A 26,048-nucleotide genomic window follows, 5' to 3' on the forward strand; every position below is an offset into this window, starting at 1 on the left:
GTTATTAAATACGTATAATTTTAACTTTTAGATTAGTCTAATGAAGGTTCAATTTCTCGTATGTGGCGATGCACAGACCAGTAAGCTCCAGAGAAGCCTAAACCAGAGGCTAATAGCATTAAAGTAACAAACTCTGAAAAGGTTAAGCCTTGGATCTCAAAGTCTGACATATATAAACCAGATATATCCACCAGCGCAGATTGCATCCACCAGACCACAAAAGCTAAGACGATAAATGCCACTAATCCGCCCATAAGGCCATACCAAATCCCAGTATATACAAATGGTCTTTGGATAAAGGACTCTGTAGCGCCAACCAATTTCATCACTTCTATTTCTTCACGCCTAGAAATAATAGACAACCTAATAGTATTACCAATAATCAAAACAACAGATACCAGGAGCAATATAGCAACGGTGATAACAGACTCTTCGAGCATAGAAACGATGGCGTTTAATCGTGCTAACCAATCTATGTCTAATTTACCGAAGTCTACTTCTCGCTCTTTTTGTAACTTATATAGCAATAGCTTTGCTGGTTTCCGCTTGGCGATATTGAGGTTGTGGCGTCACAATGAGGGAAGCCGGTAATGGATTGTTTTGCAGGTAATCTAACGCCTGTCCAAAACCAGACAGCTTTTTAAACTCCACTAACGCATCGTCTTTGCTTATATAGCGTAACGATTCAATTTCGTCATAGGCACTAATTCGTCGAATGGCGCTTGATATTTGTTGCTCGGAAAGGTCTTCATTTAAAAACAAGCTTATTTCAGAAGCGCTATCCCATTGAACATTTATAGATTGTACATTTTTAACAATAATATGAAGTGTTGCAGGTAGAGTTAATGACAAACCCATTACCAAAATAGTCATAACTGACGCAATTGGCGTGCGCCAAATCTCACCTAAACTGGTTACTATTTGTCGCGCATTGTTAATCCAAAAAAATAGAAATCGCTGGAATGGACTTATTTTTTGTTTTGACGCACCTGATTGTTCAGAATTAAATAATATGCTCATAACGACAACCCTTAAAAGCCCATATCCGTTGATGTGTTAGACAAACCATCGCTGATCATTTGCCCGCCTTTAAGTGTGAGTGTTCGATTTCTCATTCTGGCAATCAAACCAAGGTCATGCGTTGCGATTAGCACCGAAACACCTACGTCATTAAACTGTTGGAATACGTTTATGATTTCTTTAGACAACTCAGGGTCTAAATTACCTGTTGGCTCGTCGGCTAATAATAACGGGGGCTTATTAACAACGGCTCTGGCAATACCAACTCGTTGCTGTTCACCACCTGAAAGTATCTTTGGTAAGTACTTCGCTTTATCTAATAAACCTACTTTATCTAAGGCAGCGTGCACTCGTTTGGCAATTTCACCTTGCGTGTAACCTTCAATAACTAAAGGCAATGCAACATTGTCGAATACGGTGTGTTCTTGTAACAAACGGTGGTTTTGGAAAATCATGCCGATATCTCGGCGAGCGTATGGGACCTTACTAGGTGTAATTAAGTTTAAGTTCTTATCATTAATAAAAACGTTACCTATAGATGGTCGCTCTATCATGCTGATCAGTTTTAATAAGGTACTTTTACCTGCTCCAGAATGACCGGTCAAAAATGCCATTTCTCCTTTCTCAACTTCAAAGGACACTTTTTCAAGTGCTCTAAAGCCTCCAGGATAGGTTTTACTGACTTGCTCAAATCGGATCATTTCGCTTCCCTAAACGTCAGAGCGACATTGCCGCTCTATGATTCTTATAATTATATTTTTGTAACGATTAACCTAAGCCTTGTTGCTTAAAATGTCTAATCAAATAACGCATCAATGAAGGCTTTGTGCTCAAAGGTTTCGTAAATCATCAACACCTTCACCAACTCCTATATAACGAATTGGGATATTGTGTTGCGCTGCCACTGAGAAAATCACTCCGCCTTTAGCTGAGCCGTCCAGTTTTGTTAACGTGATACCCGTTAACCCAACTGCTTCATTAAACAGCTTAGTTTGACTCATGGCGTTTTGACCGGTTGTCGCATCAATGGTTAGCATGATTTCATGAGGTACTTTGGCGTTAATCTTTTTCATAACACGAACTATTTTTTCAAGTTCTTGCATTAAGTTATCTTTGTTTTGCAAACGACCTGCAGTATCCGCAATTAAAACATCAACATTTCGAGCTGTTGCTGCCTGATAAGCATCAAAAATAACCGACGCACTATCAGCACCCGTGTGCTGTGCAACTACTGGAACATTGTTACGCTCGCCCCAAACTTGAAGTTGCTCAACGGCTGCCGCTCTAAACGTATCACCCGCGGCTAGCATCACTGACTTGCCTTGCTGCTGGAATTGCTTCGCTAATTTACCAATAGTCGTAGTTTTACCAACACCATTTACGCCTACCATTAAAATAACAAATGGGCCGTCTTCATTATGAATTACTAGCGGTTGATCCGCTTTAGCAAGTATTTCAGTCATGTCGCTTTTTAATAGGCCATAAAGTGCGTCGGCGTCTTTCAATTGCTTTCTATCTGCATGATCCGTCAGGCTGTCAATTAACTTCATTGTGGTTTCCATACCCACATCAGCCATTAACAACTGTGTTTCAAGTTCTTCGTAAAGCTCATCGTCAATTTGCTTGCCCGCAAACAGAGATAAGAAACCACCACCAATTTGCTGACGTGTTTTAGCTAACCCGCGCTTTAATCTTTCAAACAGACCTAACTTTTCCTGCGGCTGAGGCTGTAGCGTAGTTTCAGTTTCAGTTTCAGTTTCAGTTTCAGTTTCAGTTTCAGTTTCAGTTTCAGTTTCAGTTTCAGTTTCAGTTTCAGTTTCAGTTTCAGTTTTTAAGTCATTAGTCGCTAAAACGATAGTTTCTTCAACAACTAACTCTTCATACACCAGCTGGTCTGTGTCTGTGTCTGTGTCTGTGTCTGTGTCTGTGTCTGTGTCTGTGTCTGTGTCTGTGTCTGTGTCTGTGTCTGTGTCTGTGTCTGTGTCTGTGTCTGTGTCTGTGTCTGTGTCTGTGTCTGTGTCTGTGTCTGTGTCTGTGTCTGTGTCTGTAGAAGTTGGAGCAACTGCCTGTGCTGAGTCAACAGTTACATCAACTGTTTCTTCTATTAAATTAGTGTCGGCGACATCCCTATTCGCGGAATCCGAAACGGCATCTGAACCGGGAATGTCTACCGCTTCTTCTGCTGTTTCTACTGGTAACTCCTCTACTTTAGGAGCCTCTTTTTTATCTTTACTAAACCAAGAAAAGAAACCTGACTTCTTTGCCATTAAAAAAACCTTTAAATGTGAACGCATGAGCGGGATAATATGCGCAGTATGTTATCGTAAATCCAGACAGATTTTAACTATTCAATTGACGAATAAAGGTGCAACTTTGAAACCATCTTCAAATTTCCCAAGCCGCAACAAAAAGAAACCATCAAAAAGTACAACCAAAGGCGAAATTCGTCTAATTGGCGGTCAATGGCGAGGAAGACGATTAAAAGTTCACGACAAAGAAGGCTTGCGTCCAACAACCGACCGACTTAAAGAGACTTTATTTAACTGGCTCATGACAGATGTACGAAACGCACAAGTATTAGATTGCTTCTCAGGTGCAGGTTCACTTGGATTTGAAGCCGCCTCTCGCGGTGCGTCGCAAGTAATTGCTTTTGAAAAAGACAAACAAGCTGCATTGCAACTCAAAGAAAACTGCCAAGCTTTAAACGCAAATACACAGGTCACTGTTATACAAGGTGACTTTTTCCAGAAAATACTGAATATAAATGAGAAATTTGACCTCATTTTTATCGACCCTCCATTTCACAAAAACCTTATTGAACCAACGATTAACGCTCTTATAGAAAGCGAAAAGCTCAAGGTTGATACCATCCTTTACATAGAAAAGGAAAATGACGCTAACTTTTCTCTTGAAAACAGTGAGTTTTCATCACGGTTTGAACTTGTTAAACACAAAGTTGCAGGACAAGTCACAGCACAACTTTTTCGATACCTAGGTTAAGGCTTATTTAAGTTAGCGAGATCAACTGGGCTGCGCGTGAAACCAAAGCGACTGCCTAGTACATGCGTATAAATCTCTGTGGTTTTCAAATCGCTGTGACCTAGTAAGTCTTGTACGGTCCTAATATCTGTTCCCATATGTAAAAGTTGAGTCGCAAATGAATGTCTAAATGTATGGGCAGTAACTCGCTTGGTGATTTGGCTTGCTAACACAGCTTTTCGCAACTGCTTTCTAAATGCAGTTTCATGAATATGATGTCGGCAAACATAACCATCGTAAGGGTGGACACACCGAACTGAAGATGGAAACAAAAACTGCCAATGAAAGTCTTTTAATGCACTCCCGTATTTTTTCTTAAGCCCCGGACCAACTGAACTAAAACCTTCACCGTCCTCTAAGTCCTTAAAGTGCACACATCTTGCTGCTTCAATTTGGTTTCTTAAGCTAGGAATTAACGATTCAGGTAAAATTGTGTAACGATCTTTTTTACCCTTCCCTCTAAACACCAAAATCGTTTTGTTATCAAAGTTCAAGTCCTGAACTCTTAACTTTAAAGCCTCGTTTATTCGTAAACCTGATCCATATAACAAAGAAGCGATTAATTGATATTTGCCTGTCATATTAGAAATAATGGTTGATGCTTCAACAGCGTCAAGCACAGTGGGCATTCTTACTTCTCGTTTAGTGAAGCTATAACTGAGGCCTTCAATCTCCTTATCTAGAATATGTCGAAACATAAAAATCAACGCGCACAAGGCTTGATTTTGGGTTGCAGCACTCACTTTTCGGCTATTGGCTAAGTGACTCAAAAACTCTTCTATTTCCGTATTACCCGTTTCATCTGGATGACGATAATTACAAAATCGAATGTAATCTCGAATCCAAGCTAAATAAACTTTTTCCGTTTGAATGCTGTAGTGACGAGCACGAAGCTGCTTTCGAATAGTTTCAATAAACTGTGAACGTGCCATACGCCCTCCACTGGTTTTCTAACCAGTAGTTTTAGACGAAAATAAATATAATATCCACTTTATAAAACCCAATCCGAGAAAACTGTACTACACCTTAACCCTCCGTATCTGACACGCTGTTTTATAAAACAATAAGTTACCAACACTCCGATAAAACAAACCGAGAAAAACCTGAACCCCATAAATTCAATATACTTCTCTATATCCAGAACTTATGAGCCTAGTAATGTGATAAATAATCATATAAAGTTTTGTTTATATTAAATTAAAAAGCGTTAGCAACTCGTGCTTTGTGTAAGTGCAAATGCGGAGTTCTGCATAATACGCTGTTATAACGACGGTAGGAATGAAGCTCAACAGCCAATTGTTAAACTGGACTCAGTTCGGCAAAATACTGGACTTGAGGTACGTTGTTTTACGAAATATTTCATGGTATTTCTAAGCGCAGTGAATACTGATTAGAAGCTAGCTTCGATAAGGTATTCGCCTCGATTAGAAATAGTAGGTAAAAGGAGCACTCAGTGTCATTTTTATTCTGAGCTGACGAGTGTATTAAATGCCGGTATTCCTGACAGACCGAAGTGTACCGTCGAAATAACAAGCGCATAAAGCTGACTCACCTTGTGTGCCAGATTTTTGCATAAGAGAAACGGCGCAAAAATGCGTCCCACATTGCTCGCTGCTTATACGGGCGTTATATTTCCAGTGGAGTTTTATCAAAAATGGAATTATCAGACAAAGAAATTGGATTAGTTAAATCAGCTATCCGAGAACGGAAGTCCAAACATCTTGTACAGCTTTTCCTGTTAGTACTGATGCTCATAACTGTTCTTTGTATGTACTTAGGCTACATTGACTCAAAGGAGTTTGCTTACGCGGCAATTGCTCTTATTATTGCAACGATCTCTCACAACTATCATTATAAGTCAGCAAGTTATGACCAGTTATTAGATATTCTTAGTAAGCGTATTCCTGATAACAGTATTGAGGGTCAAGTAAGCTCATTGCAAAAAGAAATATAACAAGTGGTTCAAGAGGGTCTCGTCAAAGCTTGCTCGAGCCTTCGGCAAAAATTATAGCAAGCTAAAACTCGCCTCTTAACCAGGCGTTAACTTCACAAAGATCTCACAACATAAATAATCTGTCGGAATATAAGAGTTTCACGGATTTGAACATCCCCTTTTCTCTTTATTCTGAATTTTTGAGTCAGCTTTAAAAGGCTATTGGCCAGTATCACGAAACGCCAAGCCTAGCCGCTTGGCTATTGAAAGTTCAAATCAATAAGAACGTTCAGTAAGGCTTAAATTAGTTTCAACTTCTGTTGCTTAAAGTTGCTAACGGTTTGGGGACTCTTATCTTTTGTTAATTACTATCGCCGCGCTCATGGCTTGGCTTCTCAACTATTTGAGTAGTAGGCCTTAGTTTTTCTGAGTAATTAGCGAGTTGATTTAGAAAGGAATTTAGGTAAAGTGGTTTTCTGAATATTCAACGTTGGCTAGTGATAGTTAACAAGTGGTTCAAGAGGGTCTCGTAAAAGCTTGCTCGAGCCTTCGGCAAACAGTTTAGCAAGCTAAAACTCGCCTCTTAACCAGGCGTTAACTTCACGTAAAATTCTGCAATATAATTAACCTGTCGCAATATATTGGTGTCATTAAATTAAATTCCCCTTTTCTCTTTGTTCTGAATTTTTGAGTCTGCTTTAAAAGGCTATTGGCCAGCATCACGAAACGCCAAGCCTAGCCGCTTGGCTATTGAAAGTTCAAACAAATAAGTACGTTCAGTAAGGCTTGAATTAGTTTCAACAAATAATGTTTGATATTGCTAACGGTTTTGGAGCTTTTTTCTTTTAGTACTTACCATCGCCGCGCTCATGGCTTGGCTTCTCAACTATTCGAGTAGTAGGCCTTCGGTTTTCTGAATAAATAGACGTTTGATTTAGAAAGGTATTTAGGTAAAGTACTTTTCTGAATGTTCAACGTTGGCTAGTGATAGTTAACAAGTGGTTCAAGAGGGTCTCGTAAAAGCTTGCTCGAGCCTTCGGCAAACATTATAGCAAGCTAAAACTCGCCTCTTAACCAGGCGTTATAACGACGGTAGGAATGAAGCTCAACAGCCAATTGTTAAACTGGACTCAGTTCGGCAAAATACTGGACTTGAGGTACGTTGTTTTACGAAATATTTCATGGTATTTCTAAGCGCAGTGAATACGGATTAGAAGCTAGCTTCGATAAGGTATTCGCCTCGATTAGAAATAGTAGGTAAAAGGAGCACTCAGTGTCATTTTTATTCTGAGCTGACGAGTGTATTAAATGCCGGTATTCCTGACAGACCGAAGTGTACCGTCGAAATAACAAGCGCATAAAGCTGACTCACCTTGTGTGCCAGATTTTTGCATAAGAGAAACGGCGCAAAAATGCGTCCCACATTGCTCGCTGCTTATACGGGCGTTATAAATACAAGGAAGTTTCGTTTATGAAAAATTATATTGGCATTCTAATCACTACTCTTATTATTGGTGGATGTGCATCAACGAAAGTGGAGAAAGAGTATTCGCACTTATCAGTTACTCACAATGAAATTCAATCTTCGAAATGGAGTCAACTAAATCGGTTTCCTGCTAGGTATCCAAAACAGGCTGTAATGAAGTCTATTGAAGGTTGCGCCACCATTGAATATGTAATCACACCACAAAATGAAGTTAGAGACATAACTGTTATAACTTCGACAAATAAGCACTTTTCTAAAGCGGCTGAAGATGTGATTAAAAACTGGAAATGGTCAGATTTACCTAAAAGCATTCTCACTCAGCCAGTAAAAACTCAAACTCGGTTTGATTTCTGTTTTGATAAACCTAATCAACCTTGTGAATTGTCTACACCTAAATATTCTTGCCCAAGTGAGGACATAATATACTCCACAGGTAGTGTTATAAAAAGGGTACTTGTGTATTAGTATTTATAACAAACGCATCAAATCTGACTCCGCAAGCAGGCCGGTTTTTTGCAAAACACACGGCGCAAAAAAGCGTCCAACTTGCTTCGCGGTTTATGCGAAGCGTTAACTTCACGTAAAATTCTGCAATATAATTAATCTTTCGGAATATAAGAGTTTCACGGATTTAAACGTCCCCTTTTCTCTTTATTCTGAGTTTTTGAGTCTGCTTTAAAAAGTTATTTGCCGGAATCACTAGACGCCAAGCCTAGCCGCTTGGCTATTGACAGCTCAAATCAATAAGAAACGTTCAGCAAGGCTTAAATTAGTTTCAACTTCTGTTGCTTAAAGTTGCTAAAGGCTTTGGAGCTTTTTTCTTTTAGTACTTCCTATCGCCGCGCTCATGGCTTGGCTTCTCAACTATTCGAGTTGTAGGCCTTAGTTTTTCTGAATAATTAGCGAGTTGATTTAGAAAGGAATTTAGGTAAAGTGGTTTTCTGAATGTTCAACGTTGGCTAGTGATAGTTAACAAGTGGTTCAAGAGGGTCTCGTAAAAGCTTGCTCGAGCCTTCGGCAAACAGTGTAGCAAGCTAAAACTCGCCTCTTAACCAGGCGTTAACTTCACGTAAAATTCTGCAATATAATTAATCTGTCGCAATATATTGGTGTCACTAGATTGAAGTCCCCTTTTCTCTTTGTTCTGAAATTATAAACCTGCTTTAAAAAACTATTGGCCAGTATCACAAAACGCCAAGCCTAGCCGCTTGGCTATTGAAAGTTCAAATCAATAAGAACGTTCAGCAAGGCTTGAATTAGTTTCAACATCGGTCGCTTAAGGTTGCTAAGGATTTTGGAGGTTTTTTCTTTTAGTACTCACTATCGCCGCGCTCATGGCTTGGCTTCTCAACTATTTGAGTAGTAGGCCTTAGTTTTTCTGAGTAATTAGCGAGTTGATTTAGAAAGGAATTTAGGTAAAGTGGTTTTCTGAATATTCAACGTTGGCTAGTGATAGTTAACAAGTGGTTCAAGAGGGTCTCGTAAAAGCTTGCTCGAGCCTTCGGCAAACAGTTTAGCAAGCTAAAACTCGCCTCTTAACCAGGCGTTAGGTTTTCATCGGAGTCGCATAAATTTTGCAGAAAATAATCACATTTATTGCCCCATATAGTTTGGTGGTATCACTATTGTACTTATTTGGATTTTGGGGGACTTTTAATGTTAATGTCCTCGAATACATAGCTTTAACTGATGTAATCAAGAATGCACTATACCCATTAATTTACTCATCAATATTCATTGTATTTGGACTTACTATAGGTAATGTAGTTACAGCTCCATTAAGTAAAAAAATGCCCGCTGGAGGAGGTAAAGATCTCCCAGAAGCAAAATACTTTCGTTGGTTCTTTCGACTTATGGCACTGGTTATTGTAGCTTTCGCTTTATATCTTATATTTTTCGAGGTCGGTAATACTCGCTGGTTCAAAGTTGCGGTTTTCTTAAGTGTTCCTGTTATTATAATGATCGGTGACGCAGAATTTGCCAAAGACTATATTAATAACAAACAACTTAGGGTTCTTGTCGTTAGTATTTTATCTGTAACCTTATTATATTCCTATGGTTGGGGAGCAGTTCACGCTGAACGAGCAAAAGTTAGTGATCAAATATTTAAAATAAATGGCAAAATATCTAATCAAAAGTATGTGGGTTGGGCTGGTGGTTTTCTCTTCCTTTGGGATAACTCTAAAGGCACTATAGTGGTTAAATCAAAATCAACTATAAAATCAATGGAGTTAACAATGCCTGTAAAATCGGCAATTATTGACCTCTCTAGAGCAGAAAAACCTAACAAGAAACTCAAGCAGGACAAATAACAGTTGGTTTTTGCTCCTTCGTCGCTTATTTTAACCAACTATTATTTGCCTCTTAGTTAGGCGTTACATGTACTATCAACTTGAGGTGGCATGAATAAAGTTACGAAATGGATTTTGAGTAGGCTGTTAAACAAGCCATGCCCTTTGCAAATACCTAGAACTGGAGAATCAGGAAAGCAAGTTAATTGCTACTCCATAAGCCTTTACGAAGGCGATGCTCCTATCATGTTAGTTAATTCTATTGAAGAAAATGGACTAAATGGTAATCACTTTGAAGGTGGTGGCTTCCGTACTGATGCTGTAATTCCTTTTTCACTTTATAGTGGCTTAAACTTACGAATTGAGCATTATCACGGATTAGTAACACATACATATAATGGTGTTTGGGATTATATCCTTCATGAGTGGACTTGGTTTTATAAGCTGCAATCATTTTATGCTTTAGCAAAACATTCTGTTCCACAATATTTCTTCAACAAGAAAACCTTGCAACTCCCAAAGAGAATGAAGGTTTTAGAAAGTATTATTGCTAAACAATCAGAAGAACCTCATAAATCATTTTCATCGCTTGATCTAATGAGTTATATGTATTCAATTAGGTGGTATTTACACCCACAGAAAACAGAGCTACGAAAGAAAATGGATTTGTATTTATCTTCTTTTGTTTCATCGGGTGAGTTGAAAAACCAAGGCGGTAGCTTTGACTTTATAATTACTGGCAAGGCTATTGCTACTCTAGAGCAGTACCAAATTGAAACAGCGAGAGCAAAGTCTGCAAAGTCTGCAAACTCTTGGATGCTGAGGCTTACGGCAATATTGGCTTTCTTTGCTGCTTTCCAATCGGGTTTAATTAAATCACCAGCCTGGATTGACCTTGGTAAAATTTGGGAATGGCTAACAACGTACATGTAACAAGTGGTTCAAGAGGGTCTCGTAATAGCTTGCTCGAGCCTTCGGCAAACATTTTAGCAAGCTAAACTCGCCTCTTAACCAGGCGTTATGTTTTCAGAGAGCCCGGTGTACATCCATGCTTTTATGCAGAACTCGAATAATTACAATCTCTTCTCTTCCGAATTCTTTGTAATAAATTACATGGCTTCCTTGCGGTCTTTTTCTGTAGCCTTCTCTAATGTAGTCACAGGCATAACCTAGTTCAGGCTCTGCTGCAATTTGATGAAAGGCACTATCAAGTAATTTCAAATAGTCATTTCTCTGCTGCCTGCCCCAATTAAGTTGCGTGTAGCGAGCAATTTTTATTAAATCTGATTTAGCTTTTTTAGATAAATTAAATTTCATATCAATGATTTTCTTTATCCAAGTCACTTAAGAGTGTGTCATATGAATAGTCAGCTATTCCGCTATTTTCTCCTTCAATCAACATATTTCTTAAATTGTTCATTTTCAATTCTTGATCTTCTAAAGCTCGTAAACCAGCCCTTAGAACTTCACTTGCAGATCCATACCGACCAGACTCTAATTGTTGAGAAATAAATGAATCAAAATGTTCACCTAATGTAACACTTGTATTTTTCGCCATACCAACCTCCAGTACCAATATTAAATATATTTTGGTACCAAAAACATAACAAGTCAATTAAGAAAGACAAAAAACAGTTGCCTCCTGCTCCGACGTCGCTAAAGTATATGCAACTATTTTTAGCTTCTTATTGAGGCGTTAGCTTTACATAAGGATATTCGAGCACATGCGAACAAGTCGAGTTTTTGGTGAAAGAGAGCTTAGTGATTTTCTCGAAGCATCTAAATCCAATGTTTTATCATCAATGGAATCACTAAAAGATGACTATATTCTTAATGTAAACGAAAGCGACTACATTGCGCATAAACTCTCAGAAGCGGTCATTGAGCAATTAGAAATACATGAAGATCAAATTTATGCTTCCTCGTCTGAAAGAATGATTCCCGCAGAACACTTCCCTAGCTCACTTCATGTTTACTCTGGTAAATCTTATAAGAAAGATGTTATTAAATTCCATGTTCCAATAAGCGGAAATATTCAATTATTACACTGTGTGCCAAGTACTAGCCTTATGTGGTCAATGAACATAGAAGTAAATGGAAATGAATTCTGTTTTGAAATAATTAACTTTTTTAATGACCCTGAGAGCATTGTTAGAGAAAAAGATGCAAACCTTAAAAGTATCATGCAACAACTAGCTCATGTTCAACGAGATGTAGAGCGCTTTAACTCTAGTCTTGAGACACAAATTAAATCAGCGTTTGAATCAAATAAAAGTAGAGTTAGAGCAAAGTCAGGTGTTTTAGCTTCATTGGGTGTACCCATAAAAAAGACTTCTGAAACATCACCAACCTTTGCCGTTCCTGCTCCGCAGAAACGAAAAAAGGTTATCCTAAATAAGCCTGAAGTCAATGAAGTAGGATATAGCCCAGAGCCAAGCTTAGACCAATCAGTATATAACGATATCCTTCAGATGATTCACGATGTAGGCAAAGAGTTTGAACGTTTACCAAGTCTATATGCACAAAAGGAGGAAGAGCATTTAAGGGATCACTTTCTAATGATGCTTGAACCAAATTTCAATGGTTCTGCGACTGGCGAAACTTTTAACAAAACGGGAAAAACAGATATTCTTTTGCGCTATGAAAATACTAATGTATTTATTGGTGAGTGTAAGTTTTGGAAAGGCCAAAAAAGCTTTCTAGCGACTATAAGCCAATTGTTGGGTTACCTGACTTGGCGAGATTCAAAGGCTGCTGTAATTATGTTTGTACCAAACAAAGATTTCAGTAGTGCAGTTGACGTTGCCAAATCATCAGTTAATGAACATGAAAACTTTATTAAGTTTGTAAACGAAAAAGATGAAACATGGTTCAATTACGAGTTTCATCTAAACGGTGACAGAAATAGAACAGTAAAGATTGCTGTCATGCTTTATCACACACCAAGGTAAAGCTAACAAGTTGCTCAAAAGGACAAAAAACAGTTGGCTTTTTGCTCCTTCGTCGCTAATTTTAGCCAACAATTTTTCGCCTCTTAGCAAGGCGTTAGCTTTACAAGGATAGTCATGTATCAACAGAGATATTGGAACCAACTCAAAGAATTAAAAGTGCATGTTTATTATGTTCAAGGCTACGCGGTCAAACAAAATAAATATGATCAAATGATTAATATATTTCTAGCTATAACTTCTTCAACAAGTATAGCTGCGTGGGCATTATGGGAAGACTACCAATTTGTTTGGGCTTTAATTATTGCAGTGTCACAAGTAATAACCGCCATTAAACCTTTACTTCCATTCAAAAAAAGATTGTCAGCGTTGAATAAATTAGCCGATATGCTCTCGTTGATAGCGCTAAAAGCGGAACGAGATTGGTACTTTGTCGCTGAGGGAAAATTGACTGAAGAGGTAATTCATACAAAATGGGCTGATTTGAAAGACGATGCACTTTCTGCAGAAAACAAGTGCTTGAAAGGAATAACTTTACCTAAAGATAAAGCAGTTCTTACCGCAGCCGAGACTGAAACTGATGTATATTTAAATTCAACATACTATTAAGGAAATATACTATGACAAAATCCCAAAACAATACCCCAAAACTAACGGGACAAAGTAGTACTGATGCAAAAAATAGACAATTGCCACCGTCATCAACTAGAACACCAATGCCGAAAGTAAAACCACCAGAACAAAAGCAAGGGAAGTAATTAAAGCTAACAAGTGGTTAAAGAAGGTCTCGTAAAAGCTTGCTCGAGCCTTCGGCAAACATTATAGCAAGCTAAAACTCGCCTCTTAACCAGGCGTTAGCATTACAAGGAAGTAGTTGCACATCATGAGAATTTTTTTACAAATAGTAATTTTAATTACCTCTATAGTGACTGTGTTCGTTTATGCGTATAACCAAGGATTAAAAGATGCTGGTGCTGATATGCTATTTGTTGATGCATCGATAAATTTCGTCGCTTTAAAATCATTGCGTGAAAACGGCAAAGAGAAAACCATTTCATTTTTGGAGAGCAATTTAGATTCATCTATTGAAATTAATCGCAATTTGGTTGAGTCACGTTCAATTTACTTTGATTATATAAACCTTCAGTTCCCAGTGAATCATCGCTATTATGAACATATGTTGCAGTATCGTTTGAAATATCCAGTTGAAAAAAGTGCATATCCAACGGATAAGAACCTGTCTTGGTTGATAAGTAATGCTAACAAGCGCCTTAACTCCGACAATGATTAGTCGTCATGGTTTTGGCAAACATCGCAAAAAGCCATGCCAACACATTGCGTGTTAGGCGGGCGTTAACTTCACGTAAAATTATGCAATATAATTAATCTGTCGCAATATATTAGTGTCATTAGATTAATGTCCCCTTTTCTCTTTATTCTGAGTTTTTAAGTCTACTTTGAAACGCTATTGGCCAGTATCACAAAACGCCAAGCCTAGCCGCTTGGCTATTGAAAGTTCAAATAAATAAGAACCTTCAGCAAGGCTTGAATTAGTTTCAACAAATGTCCCTTAAGGTTGTTAAGGATTTTGGGGCTTTTTTCTTTTAGTACTTACTATCGCCGCGCTCATGGCTTGGCTTATCAACTATTTGAGTAGTAGGCCTTCGGTTTTCTGAGTAAATAGACGTTTGATTTAGAAAGGTATTTAGGTAAAGTGGTTTTCTGAATATTCAACGTTGGCTAGTGATAGTTAACAAGTGGTTCAAGAGGGTCTCGTAAAAGCTTGCTCGAGCCTTCGGCAAACAGTTTAGCAAGCTAAAACTCGCCTCTTAACCAGGCGTTAACTTCACGTAAAACTCTGCAACATAATTAATCTGTCGCAATATATTGGTGTCATTAAATTAGAGTCCCCTTTTCTCTTTATTCTGAGTTCCTGCTTTGTAAATCTATTGGCCAGTATCACGAAACGCCAAGCCTAGCCGCTTGGCTATTGAAAGTTCAAATCAACAAGAACGTTCAGCAAGGTTTGAATTAGTTTCAACAAGTTATGTTTAAAATTACTAACGGTTTTGGAGCTTTTTTCTTTTAGTACTTACCATCGCCGCGCTCATGGCTTGGCTTCTCAACTATTCGAGTAGTAGGCCTTCGGTTTTCTGAATAAATAGACGTTTGATTTAGAAAGGTATTTAGGTAAAGTAGTTTTCTGAATATTAAACGTTGGCTAGTGATAGTTAACAAGTGGTTCAAGAGGGTCTCGTAAAAGCTTGCACGAGCCTTCGGCAAACAGTCTAGCAAGCTAAAACTCGCCTCTTAACCAGGCGTTAACTTCACGTAAAATTCTGCAATATAATTAATCTGTCGCAATATATTGGTGTCATTAAATTAAAGTCCCCATTTCTCTCTATTCTGAATTTTTGAGTCTGCTTTAAAAAGTTATTTGCCAATATCACGAAACGCCAAGCCTAGCCGCTTGGCTATTGAAAGTTCAAATTAATAAGAACGTTCAGCAAGGTTTAAATTAGTTTCAACTTCTGTTGCTTAAAGTTGCTAACGGTTTTGGGACTTTTATCTTTTGGTACTTACTATCGCCGCGCTCATGGCTTGGCTTATCAACTATTCGAGTAGTAGGCCTTCGGTTTTCTGAACAATTAGCGAGTTGATTTAGAAAGGAAATTAGGTAAAGTGGTTTTCTATTAATTTCAACGTTGGCTAGTGATAGTTAACAAGTGGTTCAAGAGGGTCTCGTAAAAGCTTGCTCGAGCCTTCGGCAAACATTATAGCAAGCTAAAACTCGCCTCTTAACCAGGCGTTATACCTACTGGGAAAGTATGAAGAAGCTCATAGCATCAATATTTAGTTTATTTGCATCTGGCGCCAATGCTTCAGATGATTGGGTGGGTTTTGTCACAACTGCTCATAACTCTCTGTCAGAAAAGCAAGAGTCGATTATGGCTGAGTATAAAATCGGAGAGCATGAACGATTCGACTGGGATCAAGAGAATGGAACTTTGGTGTTTTCCAACGACGGTAAGCCAGTAGTTATTGCTAAAGTACAATTCGTAGGCTCCGTTTCTACTAAGTCTGATACTTGGCTTTGGTCTTGGGCGAACAACACAATTTTAGACAATGTAAAAGACCAAATGCATAAAGTGAAAGAGTATGGTGTATCTAAAAATTATGAAGCTCTCATCAATGAAAAATGGTCTGCCGATGAGGTAGATGGTTGGGAAATGACTTCAATCACAAGTTACCTTTTAAATGCTAAAGGCGCTTACAGAACTACTGATAAAACTGGTTTTACTTATATGGTAATTACAGACATCCATTGGGTAAAGTAGGTATAACAAGTGCCTAAACCTAAGGACGCAAAACAGCAGGCTTGCGCTCCTTCGTCGCTAATTTTAGCCTGCTATTTCGCGCCGGTTAGGCAAGCGTTAGGGGCCTATGAAGATTGTCTTCGCATTTCTGGCAGCCATACTTTTACCAGCATTATTAATTACTGCTTGGTACTTGTATGGTCAATTTGTTACTTTCGAGCATGATGATCCTTATATCTGGGTGCGTACGCGAGGCTTTCTAGCTATCTGTATTACAGTTTCAGCTGGCTTTGTTGTGTTTTTAGGACTTCCTACTTACTTTCTGTTACGTAAGCTTAATTCGGTTAATTGGTGGGCTACTTTAATTTCAGGCTTTGTTTTAGGAGCTATACCAATGGCAATTTTCACATGGCCGCTAAGGTATCCTGAAATGAAAACATCAGCTTCGGTAAATGGTGTAAAAACTATGATTGATGGCGTGCCCACTTTAGATGGTTGGTTACAGTTTTTACAAGGTGTATCATTTTTAGGTGTATGTGGCATGGTAGGAGCATTAGCTTTCTGGCTGGCAGCCCCTAACAAGCCACTCAAGCAGGACAAATAACAGTTGGTTTTGCTCCTGCGTCGCAATTATAACCAACTATTTTTGCCTCTTAGTGGGGCGTTATAGCTCTCAATTCCTTCACTTGTCTTTGTACGCAATTTGCGTATACTTGGCTGATGAAAAGTATTTTTATTGAATCATCCATTTTTGAAAAGTGGAGAAATGATTATCTATCAGAGGAAGATTTTCGACTTTTCCAAGCTGAGTTAATGTCAAATCCAAAGGCTGGCGATGTTATTCAAGGCACTGGCGGCCTAAGAAAAATTAGAGTCGCTAGCAAAAGAAAAGGGAAGCGTGGAGGTGCTAGAGTTATCTATTACTTTTTAGATCACAAGCACCGCTTTTATCTTTTGACTATATATGCAAAGAACGAAGTGTCTGATTTAACATCGGAACAAAAGAAACAACTAAAATCCTTTATGGAGGCATGGCGCAATGAGCAATCGTAACTTATTTAATGAATTAAGCTCTGCATTACTAGAGGCTAAAGAGCACTCAAAAGGTAAACTGACTTTAAAAAATCATGAAGTTAATGATATAACTGACTTAAATATATCACCAGACGAAATTGTAAACCTTCGAGAGCAATTTAATATGTCTAGAGGTGTATTTGCCCACTTACTTCACACTTCATCTCGCACATTGGAAAACTGGGAACAAGGCCGAAGTGCTCCAAATGGACAAGCTGTTACGCTTTTGAAATTAGTGCAAAGGCATCCTGAAACACTCTCCCATATTGCAGAGCTATAACAAGGCGTTTAAGAGAGTCTCGTCACGGCTTGCCGGGCTCCTGCGTCACTAAGTTTAGCAAGCCTAAACTCGCTCCTTAACGGAGCGTTAGCTTTCAAGGATGAACCATCATGCAGTGCAGTCATAAATCTGTTAAAAAACAGTTATTCATTTTCATAACTTTTATGATTAGCATGTTTTCGTTATCTGCAAACGAACTACCTCTACAGAAAGACAGTATTTCCCGAATCGAATACCCACCAGAAATTCAATATATTAGCGCTCTAATTCAAAATAAAGATACAAGTACTCTAGTATATGAATCATGGAAAGGGTTTGAAATGAATGAAGGAGATTTGCACTATGCAGAGTTAACCGTATTAAACGAAAAGATTGAATTTGATACCGCTAAAGTTGTTTTACCTAATAAAAACACATTGATTAGATCTTCTATAAGCCACGTAAGAATAGATGGAGTAGATTGGCTTTATTTTATTGAATCAAATAGATTTAAATCTGATGCTATTGCTTACAGAGCAAAATTAAAAGATTCCGCTCTCGTAGAACAAGAAAAAATATCTTTAGAAATAACGTTATCACCATCAAGTAATGCCCGTTGGCATGCCATGAATAATAACAATGTTGCTCTTGTTTATACCGATAAAAAATGTTGTAAGTTGTATTTTTCAGTCAGTAAAGATGGTGTTAAATTTGAAACACCAAGGTATATCGGAAATTCTGGCTTTATGCCTCACCTTTCATCTTTCTCTGATGGAAAACTACTTTATCTGTTTCAAAAGTCTTTCGGTTCAAGTAAAAAAAAATCTAACGGAAAGCCTATTTATATAATGAAATCACACTTTAGAGTCTCGAATAATTATGGTCAAACATGGAGTGAATATACTCCTATTACCCTAACTGATGATACTGTTCATGATGCCAAAGCTATTTTACGGCTTGATGGTAATATTGATATTTATTATGTTTATCCTATTCAGGAAGGAAAAGGTTTGTCCTTGTGGCGTAGATGTATAAATACTAATGGTGGGTTAGGTAATGAAGAGTTAGTTGTTCAACATGACTTTGGCAATATAGCTAAGCCTTCTATTCATCGTTTAGAAAATAGTAAAATGTTGGTCACTTTCGTTGAGCAAGGAAAAGTTGTATTAGAAGGCGATCACAATATCTACGGCGCAATAATATCAGCTGATTCAGAGTGCATTTGAATAGAAAGCTAACAAGAAATTAAACAAGGACAAAAAACAGTTGGCTTTTGCTCCTTCGTCGCTTATTTTAACCAACTATTTTTTGCCTGTTAATTAGGCGTTATATGCCCGTAATCAGGAAATCGAGTGCAGCGACAATTTCATTTCGAAATGTGCTTAGGTCGTTTACTTCATCTTTTAGTATCTTCACTGGTACGCTCGTCATTTGTTGAGTCAAAATAACAAAATCACCTTGCTCTATATGAATAATTGGACACAAGTAACTCGGCGCTTTCGATTCAATTAGCTCTAATGGAGTTAATGGTATAACCATTCTGGAATCCAAGCTGCTTAACAAATCTGACTGTACGTTAACAAAATATGGGTACGCTTTTGAAGAAGAGCTGTCTTGGTTCTTATATAGAAAAAATTGAGACATCAAAACTTCCTGTAAGCGTCGGAGAATAGACCAAAACTTTCAGTTAACTTATTACATGCATTAACTGCATCGCTATTTTTCTCTAACCACTCTTCACTTAACCTTTCGCTTACTTCTTGTTTTAATGCCTTTTCCATCGTTGCTGATAGGTTGATATTTAATCGCTTAGCTTCAGCTAGTAAATCACTGCTTAAGCTCAGGTTAGTGGCTTTTTTGGATGGCTTATTAAAGCTTTCATTTCTCATATCGCACCTCATGCGCATAATCATTGCGCATTAATACTATTGCAACAACGGGCAAATAACAAGTCAATTAAGTGGACAAAAACCAATTGGTTTACAACGCAAACACCGCTAAAGTATAACCAATTAATTTTTAGCCTCTTATTGAGGCGTTAACTTCACATAAATTTCTGCAATATAATTAATCTGTCGCAATATATTGGTGTCATTAAATTAAAGTCCCCTTTTCTCTTTATTCTGAATTTTTGAGTCTGCTTTCAAAAACTATTGGCCAGTATCACAAAACGCCAAGCCTAGCCGCTTGGCTATTGAAAGTTCAAATCAATAAAAACGTTCAGCAAGGTTTAAATTAGTTTCAACTTCTGTCGCTTAAGGTTGCTAAAGATTTTGGAGTTTTTTTCTTTTAGTACTTACTATCGCCGCGCTCATGGCTTGGCTTTTCAACTATTCGAGTAGTAGGCCTTCGGTTTTCTGAGTAAATAGACGTTTGATTTAGAAAGGAATTTAGGTAAGGTGGTTTTCTGAATATTAAACGTTGGCTAGTGATAGTTAACAAGTGGTTCAAGAGGGTCTCGTAAAAGCTTGCACGAGCCTTCGGCAAATAGTTTAGCAAGCTAAAACTCGCCTCTTAACCAGGCGTTAACTTCACGTAAAATTCTGCAATATAATTAATCTGTCGCAATATATTGGTGTCATTAAATTAAAGTCCCCTTTTCTCTTTATTCTGAATTTTTGAGTCTGCTTTCAAAAACTATTGGCCAGTATCACGAAACGCCAAGCCTAGCCGCTTGGCTATTGAAAGTTCAAATCAATAAGAACGTTCAGCAAGGTTTAAATTAGTTTCAACTTCTGTTGCTTAAAGTTGCTAAAAGCTTTGGAGCTTTTTTCTTTTGGTTCTTACCATCGCCGCGCTCATGGCTTGGCTTCCGAACTATTCGAGTAGTAGGCCTTAGTTTTTCTGAGTAATTAGCGAGTTGATTTAGAAAGGAATTTAGGTAAAGTGGTTTTCTGAATATTCAACGTTGGCTAGTGATAGTTAACAAGTGGTTCAAGAGGGTCTCGTAAAAGCTTGCTCGAGCCTTCGGCAAACATTATAGCAAGCTAAAACTCGCCTCTTAACCAGGCGTTAGGTGAATCAGGAGGTGTAGTGTATGCAACGACCAATAATAATAGAAAATAATATGCTAGAAGCTGATTCAGAACAGCATTTTAGAGCGGTGATGCCAAGAGGGTGGACTGCGGATAAACCGAATCCCGATATTGGTGTAGACCTAGTAGTTGGTATAATTGAAAGTAATCGAGCATCATCAAGAGAATTACTTGTTCAGTTAAAAGCATCACAAGAATCAAATGTAACTTCTGACGGGTTGTATGAGCGGATTACACTAGATGTATCAACATATAACTATTTATGGGATCTTTTACCTGTAGCAATACTTGTTAAATACGTAGCTTCCGAACGAGCGGCTTACTGGCAACTTTTAAGCCAAGCTCCTGAACCTAATCAAGAAAATTTGACCATGACAGTTAAGCTGCCGCGTTCACAGGTACTCAATGATGAGAGTTGGCAAATAATAAGACGCTACGTCGAAGCAATTCATTTAAGAAAACTAGGTGCTAGAGAAAGAGTTGATTTAGCACAATTCACCTAACAAGAGACTATGGCGTCAATAGCTAAATCTTAGCTTTTGGCGCTTCCCACAATACACCGTCTCTTAGCATCGAATTCAAGATCACAACCATCTTTCTGACACACGCAATGATGGCGACTTTTTTAGGCTTTCCTGCTTCAACTAACCGCTGATAAGTCTCCTTAAAAACCGGATTTGATTGAATGGCGGACATCATTGCCATGTATAAAACCGTTCTCACTTGATGTCTTCCACCTTGGACTGTTCGTTTCCCTTTAAATACACCACTTTCTCGGTTCATGGGGGCGACTCCAACGAGTGAGGCGGCTTGTTTATTTGTCATATAACCAAGCTCAGGTAGGTTGCTAATAATTGAAGCTGAAGCAATTTTACCTATGCCTTTCATGCTCTGAAGGATGGTGTTTTTGGCCTGGTAATCTGGGCAACTTTCGATGAGTGACACTATTCTACTTTCAACTTTTTCTATTTGATTTTTAAGTGCTGTTAATATCGGTTTTATTGTCATTTGAAGACTTTTAGAGAGTACTTGTGAGCGGTTCTTTTCCATAGTTTGCATACCCAGTAATTGGCTTCTGCGAGCAACTAAATCACTCATAGCTTGCATTGTGTCTGGCTTTAACGTGGATAGTGGAGGCTGAATAGCTTCACCGTAATGAGCAATGATCTGCGCATCGAGCTTGTCGGTTTTAGCACACTGACCAATGGCTCCAGCAAAGCGCTTTATGTGTATTGGATTAGCAATTACAAACGGTAAATTGGCTTTTGCACAAGCCATAATGAAAGGCATTTCGAGTCGGCCAGTGGCCTCTATAATAATGCGTTCGGGTTGGTGCTGCTTTATCGTTTTGACGGCTTCCCGTATTCCGTTTTCATCATTGCTGACACTAAAGAAAATATCGAGAGGACGAATGTAAATGTCGAGCTGAAATTTACCAGTATCGACACCGACGTTAATGTTTTGCTTCATTTCTGATTTCATAATAAGCTAACTCCTGCTTGCATAATGCGGGTTCGAGACCCAGTAGACTATTCGAGTATTTTGCTTGGAGTCCTATTTGGTGTTCATTCTTGTTATCGGTCTCTCAACTGAGGAGCCTATGCCTAATCGAACTACCAAATAGAAAGGCCTTAGTTGCAGCTAAGGCTTGGGTCTCACTTTACCGGAAATAGTTAAATTTGGTGGGTGTATTATCCATACAAGTGGTTAAAGAAGGTCTCGTAAAAGCTTGCTCGAGCCTTCGGCAAAAATTTTAGCAAGCTAAAACTCGCCTCTTAACCAGGCGTTATGATTCCGTAAATTAACTTGGACAAATATATGAACATAATGGAAGGTATAAATTCCTATTTTAGACAATTATCTAGCAAAGATATTGAAGAGAAAAAGCATAGGGGATTCGTTGGTGGGATGTGGGATGAAATCGGAGCACTCCAGTTTGAATTTCTTGTAAACTCAGGATTGAAACCTAAGCACAAACTGCTAGATATAGGTTGTGGATGCCTTCGAGGAGGTGTTAAATATATAGACTATTTAGATCTTCAACACTATCACGGTGTTGATATTAATGAGTCCCTTATTAAAGCAGCTTACAAAGAAATAGAAGAATATAAACTAGAAGAAAAACAGGCAAATTTGATAGTAAGTGACAGCTTTGAGTTTGAAAAATTTGGAACGCAGTTTGATTATATGGTTTCGATTTCATTATTTACTCACTTACCGCTTCAGAATGTTGTCAAGTGTTTAATCAAAGCACGAGAGAGTCTAACGGAAACAGGTACTTATTACGCTACTTACTTTGAATCTCCTTTCCCTGCTTATTTGGATGACCTGGAACAGAAGCCTGGTGGGAAGGTTACAAAATATGACCGAGACCCATTTCATTATTCGAATCAAGAGATTGAATATATAGCTGAGCTAGCTGGACTAAAGGTCGAAATCATTGGTGATTGGGGACACCCGAGGAATCAGAAAATGGCGGCATTTAGACATAAAAAGACTGCAAAATCATAACAAGTTGCTTAAAAGGAAAAATAACAGTTGGCCATCGCTCCGCGATTATAGCCAACCATTATTTTCCTATTAGCAAAGCGTTAGTTTACCTAGGAAAGCTTAGTGAAACGAATTGTCATTTTTTCTACGATTGCTATTAGTATTACTTTGCTTCTAATTAACGCCCCTTTTGAAACCGACGTTTCTAGCAATGCACAAATCGAAAAGGCTCAACCTCAGGCTTTTCAACCCTCTAACTTTAAAACCTCAGCGACTAGAACTAATAATAAGAACACTTCAAACACACCAAGTTTAAGCCCTCAACAACTATTAGAATCTGCAAAGAACGTTAGGCGCTGCAAAGGTGTACCCAAGACGAGAGATGAACTTACGGTGTGGATAGATAAAGCCACTCGCATTGGTGAGCCTTATGAGTTCATCGAAGATGTTTCATCTAGGTTCGCCCTTTGTTCAGAGCTAAAAAATGAAGAGCATAATTTTATTAAAATCTTATTATTAGCAATAGAAAAAGGCTCCGATGACGCTTTAAATGAGCTTTGGGCTGTTTCTGACATTGAGTACTTTGAAAGTACTGGAGTAGACACAAGCTCTAAACAAGTAGTATTTGAGCATCGAGTAAAATTCATTAATATGAAATACGCACTAGCTCAAAAACTTGCAGTGAATGGTGGTGAAAAATCACAACTTCGTTTAATCAAGGGGTTTCAACACTTTGACCCCGCGACATTGCAACCAAACATTGTAAAGGCTGTTGCTTTTGCTGAATACGCAATGCAAACTACTAATAACAATGAGTTTTACCTGAAAGTTAGTTTCATAAAGAATAGCCTTTTGAATAAAATGTCAGCTTTGCAAATAGAGCAAGCGGAAGACTTAACTCAAAAATTATTAAGCGTTCGCAGGTAATCGAAAACTAACAAATGATTCAAGAGGGTCTCACCAAAGCTGGCGTTATATGTAAGTATCAATATAAAAGGGAGTTTTATCTTAAATGGGTCTTCTAATCACACCGATTATTATAACTTTAGTCGCTTTATTAGTAGTAACTGCAGTTTTACAATGGCTATGGAATACCAACATAGATTTTCCACACAAGGAGTTCTTGTGAGCGTTAAGTGCATCTTTTTGTTCTGTTTGATTTTTATTTGCTCAGCCTGTACAACATCAGGACAGCTTTATTATGTCGATATTGAAGGCAATAAAAAGCTTGGTTGTGATGTCGAGTTTGTTGGTTTGCCTAGTGTGGACAAATTTGCTGTTGAATATGCTTTAAGTCTTTGCGCTAAAAGCATTGTCAAAAAAGGTGGCGTGATTCAAGAAAGTCACCTTTTAAAAATTGATACTACGATTCCTGTTGCACCTTGCGGTACTGCTTGGACTCATGAGCTAGCTAAACAGCATTTTCAATCTAAAGATTTATCTAAAAAAGAATATGGCTATATTGTTGCAAACATTGATTTGAACCTCGCTGAAATTAACACGTGTAGATAGCTAAGCATTAACCATAATAGGATATAAAATGATCTCTAAAACAACTAAAGAACATAAAGAAGAACTGCAAAAAGTTCTGACAGAAAGCGGACAGTTCGATGCTGATTCGATTGCTTATACCTTAGAGACTTTGGATAACCATCTAGAAAATCCTGATGACGAAATATGGTTCACTGCGTTAGAAAATGAACCAGTAGGGTTTGCATACTGCGCTCCAGAGCCTGTTACGTCAGGGACATGGAATCTGCTAATGTTATGGACAAAGGAAGGCTATAAAGGCAAGGGTTTTGGTCGGTCTTTGGTGTCTGCCGTTGAGTCCGAATTAAAAAGTCGAGGTGCAAGACTGCTAATTGTCGAGACATCTCAGCTCCCTGAGTTCGAAACAGCAAGAGCGTTCTATGAAAAGTACGGTTTTACATTTGAAGCTGAAGTGAAAAACTTCTTTGCTGACGGTGACAACAAGCTCATTTATACCAAATCCCAAGGTTAACAAGCTCAGTGTATTCGGGCTCAACAAAGTTGCACGGGTCTTTGTGGTGTTATATTTGCGGCAGTTACACTCATTTGGTTGGTTTAGCTTATTACTGGGATTATTCTTTTTTACTGCATAATTGCTACTTTGCTTGTTCCAACTTTAACGCTAGGTTATGTAGAAATTAAATTGGGGTAAAGTAACAACTTACAAGAGACTCAAAAGGAACACAATGAAGAAGGGATATATTTTAGCGTGTTTTACCGCTTTAGTGATGCTGCACGAAGACTTAAATCATCTTTTTGTCATGTTGATTATCGGTAACTTTGAGTTTCAGGAAGCTTGGAATAAAGCTTTTGGTGCCTCGAGCGTGGAGCGCACAATACTTACTGGGTCCTTCAGACTAATACCACTTTTACCATTGATACTATTAGCCCTCTGCACAAACCTACTATCGTCATTTAAAGGACAAGTTGCACTTTGGTTGTCTTTAGCCACTACCGTTCTTATCATTTCTTATGGGTATTGGCATGTTACTGAAGCTTTGTATACGGACCAGCACGCCTCTTCTACATCAGCTATAGGTTATTTATGGGCTCCAGTAGCATCATTAATATATTCATTCACCGCTGGCATTGTTTGCTATCTTTTAATCATGGCTTACGAGGCAGTGTCCAATCGTGCATAATGAATTTTTTAAGTTCAGGATGTAAATAGCTTTACCCGGTATTAACCCCTAACAAAAATGACTTTTTGTTACCGTTAGCTGATCCTGTATATAAGCCAACAAGGGAAATTACGTGCTAAATCGGCTCAAAACAATATTATCTAAAGCAAGCTGGTATACATTGGCCTGCATCATTGTTCTATTATTAGCGGGCCCTGAAATAATGGTCGGCATGGAAGTTATGGCTTTAGTTGAAGCGCTTGGTGCTTCCACCTTTGTATTAATGTACCTGTCTGGATTAAAGTTGTTTTGTTCCAAACTGTGGAATAAGTTTAAAAGCTTTGAGTCATATTCAACTTTTTACGTTCCTCCTTTGTCTACTTTAAAGGAAATGCCTTCACTGGTAATCCACGCGGTTCCTGAAAGAACCGCCGTTATCAGCTTTTTAGCGTTTATAACTGTTGGTATGTCAGGGCTCTATTTTAACTTACTGATTGGCTTATAG

Annotated in this window: 28 protein-coding genes and 2 pseudogenes; 21 read left to right on the plus strand and 9 right to left on the minus strand. The window is 38.2% G+C overall.

Going from position 1 to position 26,048, the window contains the following annotated elements:
* Positions 1 to 32: 32 nt before the first annotated feature.
* The 3 genes and pseudogenes from ftsX to ftsY all read right to left on the minus strand — a co-directional run bounded on the left by ftsX (position 33) and on the right by ftsY (position 3,185).
* Positions 33 to 1,020 (minus strand): annotated as a pseudogene (gene ftsX / locus GNP35_RS16365) (permease-like cell division protein FtsX).
* An 11-nt stretch (positions 1,021 to 1,031) separates the two neighbouring features.
* On the minus strand, positions 1,032 to 1,721 hold the full coding sequence (gene ftsE / locus GNP35_RS12265; RefSeq protein WP_155696389.1) for a cell division ATP-binding protein FtsE: 690 nt from the start codon (positions 1,719 to 1,721) through the stop codon (positions 1,032 to 1,034).
* A gap of 95 nt (positions 1,722 to 1,816) precedes the next feature.
* Positions 1,817 to 3,185 (minus strand): annotated as a pseudogene (gene ftsY, locus GNP35_RS12270) (signal recognition particle-docking protein FtsY).
* A 208-nt stretch (positions 3,186 to 3,393) separates the two neighbouring features.
* Here ftsY and rsmD point away from each other — a divergent pair.
* Entirely contained in the window at positions 3,394 to 4,020 is a 627-nt protein-coding gene (rsmD, locus tag GNP35_RS12275; RefSeq protein WP_230961435.1) for a 16S rRNA (guanine(966)-N(2))-methyltransferase RsmD, read from the plus strand.
* On the opposite strand, the gene GNP35_RS12280 is transcribed toward rsmD, so the two are convergent.
* A complete protein-coding gene (locus tag GNP35_RS12280; RefSeq protein ID WP_155696391.1) occupies positions 4,017 to 4,991 on the minus strand; it encodes an integron integrase in 975 nt (324 codons plus the stop codon). The two genes, rsmD and GNP35_RS12280, sit on opposite strands and share 4 nt — an antisense overlap.
* A 722-nt stretch (positions 4,992 to 5,713) precedes the next feature.
* Here GNP35_RS12280 and GNP35_RS12285 point away from each other — a divergent pair.
* The 4 genes from GNP35_RS12285 to GNP35_RS12300 all read left to right on the plus strand — a co-directional run bounded on the left by GNP35_RS12285 (position 5,714) and on the right by GNP35_RS12300 (position 10,702).
* On the plus strand, positions 5,714 to 6,013 hold the full coding sequence (locus GNP35_RS12285) for a hypothetical protein (protein WP_155696392.1): 300 nt from the start codon (positions 5,714 to 5,716) through the stop codon (positions 6,011 to 6,013).
* A 1,450-nt stretch (positions 6,014 to 7,463) separates the two neighbouring features.
* Positions 7,464 to 7,943 carry an energy transducer TonB gene (locus GNP35_RS12290; protein WP_155696393.1) on the plus strand — a complete coding sequence of 160 codons (480 nt, stop codon included), beginning with the start codon at positions 7,464 to 7,466 and terminating at the stop codon, positions 7,941 to 7,943.
* Positions 7,944 to 9,103: 1,160 nt separating this feature from the next.
* Entirely contained in the window at positions 9,104 to 9,790 is a 687-nt protein-coding gene (locus GNP35_RS12295; RefSeq protein ID WP_155696394.1) for a hypothetical protein, read from the plus strand.
* A gap of 225 nt (positions 9,791 to 10,015) precedes the next feature.
* A complete protein-coding gene (locus tag GNP35_RS12300) occupies positions 10,016 to 10,702 on the plus strand; it encodes a hypothetical protein (RefSeq protein WP_155696395.1) in 687 nt (228 codons plus the stop codon).
* A 93-nt stretch (positions 10,703 to 10,795) separates the two neighbouring features.
* Here the strand turns inward: GNP35_RS12300 and GNP35_RS12305 are convergent, their stop codons facing one another.
* Positions 10,796 to 11,086, minus strand: a complete 291-nt coding sequence (locus GNP35_RS12305; protein ID WP_155696396.1) for a type II toxin-antitoxin system RelE/ParE family toxin — start codon at positions 11,084 to 11,086, stop codon at positions 10,796 to 10,798.
* Between the two features lies 1 nt (position 11,087).
* Positions 11,088 to 11,327, minus strand: coding sequence for a type II toxin-antitoxin system ParD family antitoxin (locus GNP35_RS12310; protein WP_155696397.1), 240 nt, complete (start codon positions 11,325 to 11,327; stop codon positions 11,088 to 11,090).
* 166 nt (positions 11,328 to 11,493) lie between these two features.
* Between GNP35_RS12310 and GNP35_RS12315 the strand changes: the two genes are divergently transcribed.
* The 9 genes from GNP35_RS12315 (at position 11,494) to GNP35_RS12355 (ending at position 18,593) form a co-directional block, all read left to right on the plus strand.
* On the plus strand, positions 11,494 to 12,720 hold the full coding sequence (locus GNP35_RS12315; RefSeq protein ID WP_155696398.1) for a syntaxin family protein: 1,227 nt from the start codon (positions 11,494 to 11,496) through the stop codon (positions 12,718 to 12,720).
* Between the two features lie 114 nt (positions 12,721 to 12,834).
* Positions 12,835 to 13,326, plus strand: coding sequence for a hypothetical protein (locus GNP35_RS12320; protein WP_155696399.1), 492 nt, complete (start codon positions 12,835 to 12,837; stop codon positions 13,324 to 13,326).
* Positions 13,327 to 13,337: 11 nt separating this feature from the next.
* Entirely contained in the window at positions 13,338 to 13,475 is a 138-nt protein-coding gene (locus GNP35_RS12325; protein ID WP_155696400.1) for a hypothetical protein, read from the plus strand.
* 125 nt (positions 13,476 to 13,600) lie between these two features.
* A complete protein-coding gene (locus GNP35_RS12330; protein WP_155696401.1) occupies positions 13,601 to 14,008 on the plus strand; it encodes a hypothetical protein in 408 nt (135 codons plus the stop codon).
* A gap of 1,537 nt (positions 14,009 to 15,545) precedes the next feature.
* On the plus strand, positions 15,546 to 16,055 hold the full coding sequence (locus GNP35_RS12335) for a DUF6882 domain-containing protein (protein ID WP_155696402.1): 510 nt from the start codon (positions 15,546 to 15,548) through the stop codon (positions 16,053 to 16,055).
* 106 nt (positions 16,056 to 16,161) lie between these two features.
* Positions 16,162 to 16,638, plus strand: a complete 477-nt coding sequence (locus GNP35_RS12340) for a hypothetical protein (RefSeq protein WP_155696403.1) — start codon at positions 16,162 to 16,164, stop codon at positions 16,636 to 16,638.
* Positions 16,639 to 16,847: 209 nt separating this feature from the next.
* Positions 16,848 to 17,087, plus strand: coding sequence for a type II toxin-antitoxin system RelE/ParE family toxin (locus GNP35_RS12345; protein WP_330997807.1), 240 nt, complete (start codon positions 16,848 to 16,850; stop codon positions 17,085 to 17,087).
* The gene (locus tag GNP35_RS12350) at positions 17,074 to 17,388 is read left to right on the plus strand and encodes a helix-turn-helix domain-containing protein (RefSeq protein WP_155696405.1); all 315 of its coding nucleotides are present in this window, start codon (positions 17,074 to 17,076) and stop codon (positions 17,386 to 17,388) included. Before GNP35_RS12345 ends, GNP35_RS12350 begins: the two co-directional genes overlap by 14 nt.
* A gap of 110 nt (positions 17,389 to 17,498) precedes the next feature.
* A complete protein-coding gene (locus GNP35_RS12355; protein WP_155696406.1) occupies positions 17,499 to 18,593 on the plus strand; it encodes a hypothetical protein in 1,095 nt (364 codons plus the stop codon).
* A gap of 100 nt (positions 18,594 to 18,693) precedes the next feature.
* On the opposite strand, the gene GNP35_RS12360 is transcribed toward GNP35_RS12355, so the two are convergent.
* Together GNP35_RS12360 and GNP35_RS12365 are read right to left on the minus strand one after the other, a co-directional pair.
* Positions 18,694 to 19,011 (minus strand): CcdB family protein, encoded by a 318-nt coding sequence (locus tag GNP35_RS12360; protein WP_155696407.1) that lies wholly within the window; start codon positions 19,009 to 19,011, stop codon positions 18,694 to 18,696.
* Positions 19,011 to 19,256: a type II toxin-antitoxin system CcdA family antitoxin gene (locus GNP35_RS12365; RefSeq protein WP_155695221.1), complete on the minus strand. Its 246-nt coding sequence runs from the start codon at positions 19,254 to 19,256 to the stop codon at positions 19,011 to 19,013. Before GNP35_RS12365 ends, GNP35_RS12360 begins: the two co-directional genes overlap by 1 nt.
* Before the next feature lie 1,148 nt (positions 19,257 to 20,404).
* Between GNP35_RS12365 and GNP35_RS12370 the strand changes: the two genes are divergently transcribed.
* Complete coding sequence (locus GNP35_RS12370) at positions 20,405 to 20,905, plus strand: DUF4365 domain-containing protein (protein WP_155696408.1); 501 nt, start codon at positions 20,405 to 20,407, stop codon at positions 20,903 to 20,905.
* A gap of 22 nt (positions 20,906 to 20,927) precedes the next feature.
* Here GNP35_RS12370 and GNP35_RS12375 read toward each other — a convergent pair whose 3' ends face one another.
* Positions 20,928 to 21,884, minus strand: a complete 957-nt coding sequence (locus GNP35_RS12375; protein WP_155696409.1) for an IS110 family RNA-guided transposase — start codon at positions 21,882 to 21,884, stop codon at positions 20,928 to 20,930.
* Positions 21,885 to 22,220: 336 nt separating this feature from the next.
* On the opposite strand from GNP35_RS12375, the gene GNP35_RS12380 reads away from it, so the two are divergent.
* The 6 genes from GNP35_RS12380 (at position 22,221) to GNP35_RS12405 (ending at position 26,048) form a co-directional block, all read left to right on the plus strand.
* Positions 22,221 to 22,913 carry a class I SAM-dependent methyltransferase gene (locus tag GNP35_RS12380; RefSeq protein ID WP_155696410.1) on the plus strand — a complete coding sequence of 231 codons (693 nt, stop codon included), beginning with the start codon at positions 22,221 to 22,223 and terminating at the stop codon, positions 22,911 to 22,913.
* Positions 22,914 to 23,015: 102 nt separating this feature from the next.
* Complete coding sequence (locus GNP35_RS12385) at positions 23,016 to 23,819, plus strand: hypothetical protein (protein WP_155696411.1); 804 nt, start codon at positions 23,016 to 23,018, stop codon at positions 23,817 to 23,819.
* A gap of 198 nt (positions 23,820 to 24,017) precedes the next feature.
* Positions 24,018 to 24,404, plus strand: coding sequence for a hypothetical protein (locus GNP35_RS12390; protein WP_330997808.1), 387 nt, complete (start codon positions 24,018 to 24,020; stop codon positions 24,402 to 24,404).
* A gap of 28 nt (positions 24,405 to 24,432) precedes the next feature.
* Complete coding sequence (locus tag GNP35_RS12395) at positions 24,433 to 24,894, plus strand: GNAT family N-acetyltransferase (RefSeq protein WP_155696412.1); 462 nt, start codon at positions 24,433 to 24,435, stop codon at positions 24,892 to 24,894.
* Between the two features lie 214 nt (positions 24,895 to 25,108).
* On the plus strand, positions 25,109 to 25,564 hold the full coding sequence (locus GNP35_RS12400; protein WP_155696413.1) for a hypothetical protein: 456 nt from the start codon (positions 25,109 to 25,111) through the stop codon (positions 25,562 to 25,564).
* 112 nt (positions 25,565 to 25,676) lie between these two features.
* Positions 25,677 to 26,048, plus strand: coding sequence for a hypothetical protein (locus GNP35_RS12405; RefSeq protein WP_155696414.1), 372 nt, complete (start codon positions 25,677 to 25,679; stop codon positions 26,046 to 26,048).

The organism is Psychrosphaera haliotis (genome assembly GCF_009728465.1).
Lineage (GTDB): Bacteria > Pseudomonadota > Gammaproteobacteria > Enterobacterales > Alteromonadaceae > Psychrosphaera > Psychrosphaera haliotis.

Coding starts and splice junctions, on each gene's coding strand:
- ftsE (WP_155696389.1), bottom strand. CDS start 1,721: ATGATCCGATTTGAGCAAGTCAGTAAAACCTATCCTGGAGGCTTTAGA.
- GNP35_RS12280 (WP_155696391.1), bottom strand. CDS start 4,991: ATGGCACGTTCACAGTTTATTGAAACTATTCGAAAGCAGCTTCGTGCT.
- GNP35_RS12285 (WP_155696392.1), top strand. CDS start 5,714: ATGGAATTATCAGACAAAGAAATTGGATTAGTTAAATCAGCTATCCGA.
- GNP35_RS12290 (WP_155696393.1), top strand. CDS start 7,464: ATGAAAAATTATATTGGCATTCTAATCACTACTCTTATTATTGGTGGA.
- GNP35_RS12300 (WP_155696395.1), top strand. CDS start 10,016: ATGTTAGTTAATTCTATTGAAGAAAATGGACTAAATGGTAATCACTTT.
- GNP35_RS12305 (WP_155696396.1), bottom strand. CDS start 11,086: ATGAAATTTAATTTATCTAAAAAAGCTAAATCAGATTTAATAAAAATT.
- GNP35_RS12310 (WP_155696397.1), bottom strand. CDS start 11,327: ATGGCGAAAAATACAAGTGTTACATTAGGTGAACATTTTGATTCATTT.
- GNP35_RS12315 (WP_155696398.1), top strand. CDS start 11,494: ATGCGAACAAGTCGAGTTTTTGGTGAAAGAGAGCTTAGTGATTTTCTC.
- GNP35_RS12320 (WP_155696399.1), top strand. CDS start 12,835: ATGTATCAACAGAGATATTGGAACCAACTCAAAGAATTAAAAGTGCAT.
- GNP35_RS12325 (WP_155696400.1), top strand. CDS start 13,338: ATGACAAAATCCCAAAACAATACCCCAAAACTAACGGGACAAAGTAGT.
- GNP35_RS12330 (WP_155696401.1), top strand. CDS start 13,601: ATGAGAATTTTTTTACAAATAGTAATTTTAATTACCTCTATAGTGACT.
- GNP35_RS12335 (WP_155696402.1), top strand. CDS start 15,546: ATGAAGAAGCTCATAGCATCAATATTTAGTTTATTTGCATCTGGCGCC.
- GNP35_RS12340 (WP_155696403.1), top strand. CDS start 16,162: ATGAAGATTGTCTTCGCATTTCTGGCAGCCATACTTTTACCAGCATTA.
- GNP35_RS12345 (WP_330997807.1), top strand. CDS start 16,848: ATGTCAAATCCAAAGGCTGGCGATGTTATTCAAGGCACTGGCGGCCTA.
- GNP35_RS12350 (WP_155696405.1), top strand. CDS start 17,074: ATGAGCAATCGTAACTTATTTAATGAATTAAGCTCTGCATTACTAGAG.
- GNP35_RS12355 (WP_155696406.1), top strand. CDS start 17,499: ATGCAGTGCAGTCATAAATCTGTTAAAAAACAGTTATTCATTTTCATA.
- GNP35_RS12360 (WP_155696407.1), bottom strand. CDS start 19,011: ATGTCTCAATTTTTTCTATATAAGAACCAAGACAGCTCTTCTTCAAAA.
- GNP35_RS12365 (WP_155695221.1), bottom strand. CDS start 19,256: ATGAGAAATGAAAGCTTTAATAAGCCATCCAAAAAAGCCACTAACCTG.
- GNP35_RS12370 (WP_155696408.1), top strand. CDS start 20,405: ATGCAACGACCAATAATAATAGAAAATAATATGCTAGAAGCTGATTCA.
- GNP35_RS12375 (WP_155696409.1), bottom strand. CDS start 21,884: ATGAAATCAGAAATGAAGCAAAACATTAACGTCGGTGTCGATACTGGT.
- GNP35_RS12380 (WP_155696410.1), top strand. CDS start 22,221: ATGAACATAATGGAAGGTATAAATTCCTATTTTAGACAATTATCTAGC.
- GNP35_RS12395 (WP_155696412.1), top strand. CDS start 24,433: ATGATCTCTAAAACAACTAAAGAACATAAAGAAGAACTGCAAAAAGTT.
- GNP35_RS12400 (WP_155696413.1), top strand. CDS start 25,109: ATGAAGAAGGGATATATTTTAGCGTGTTTTACCGCTTTAGTGATGCTG.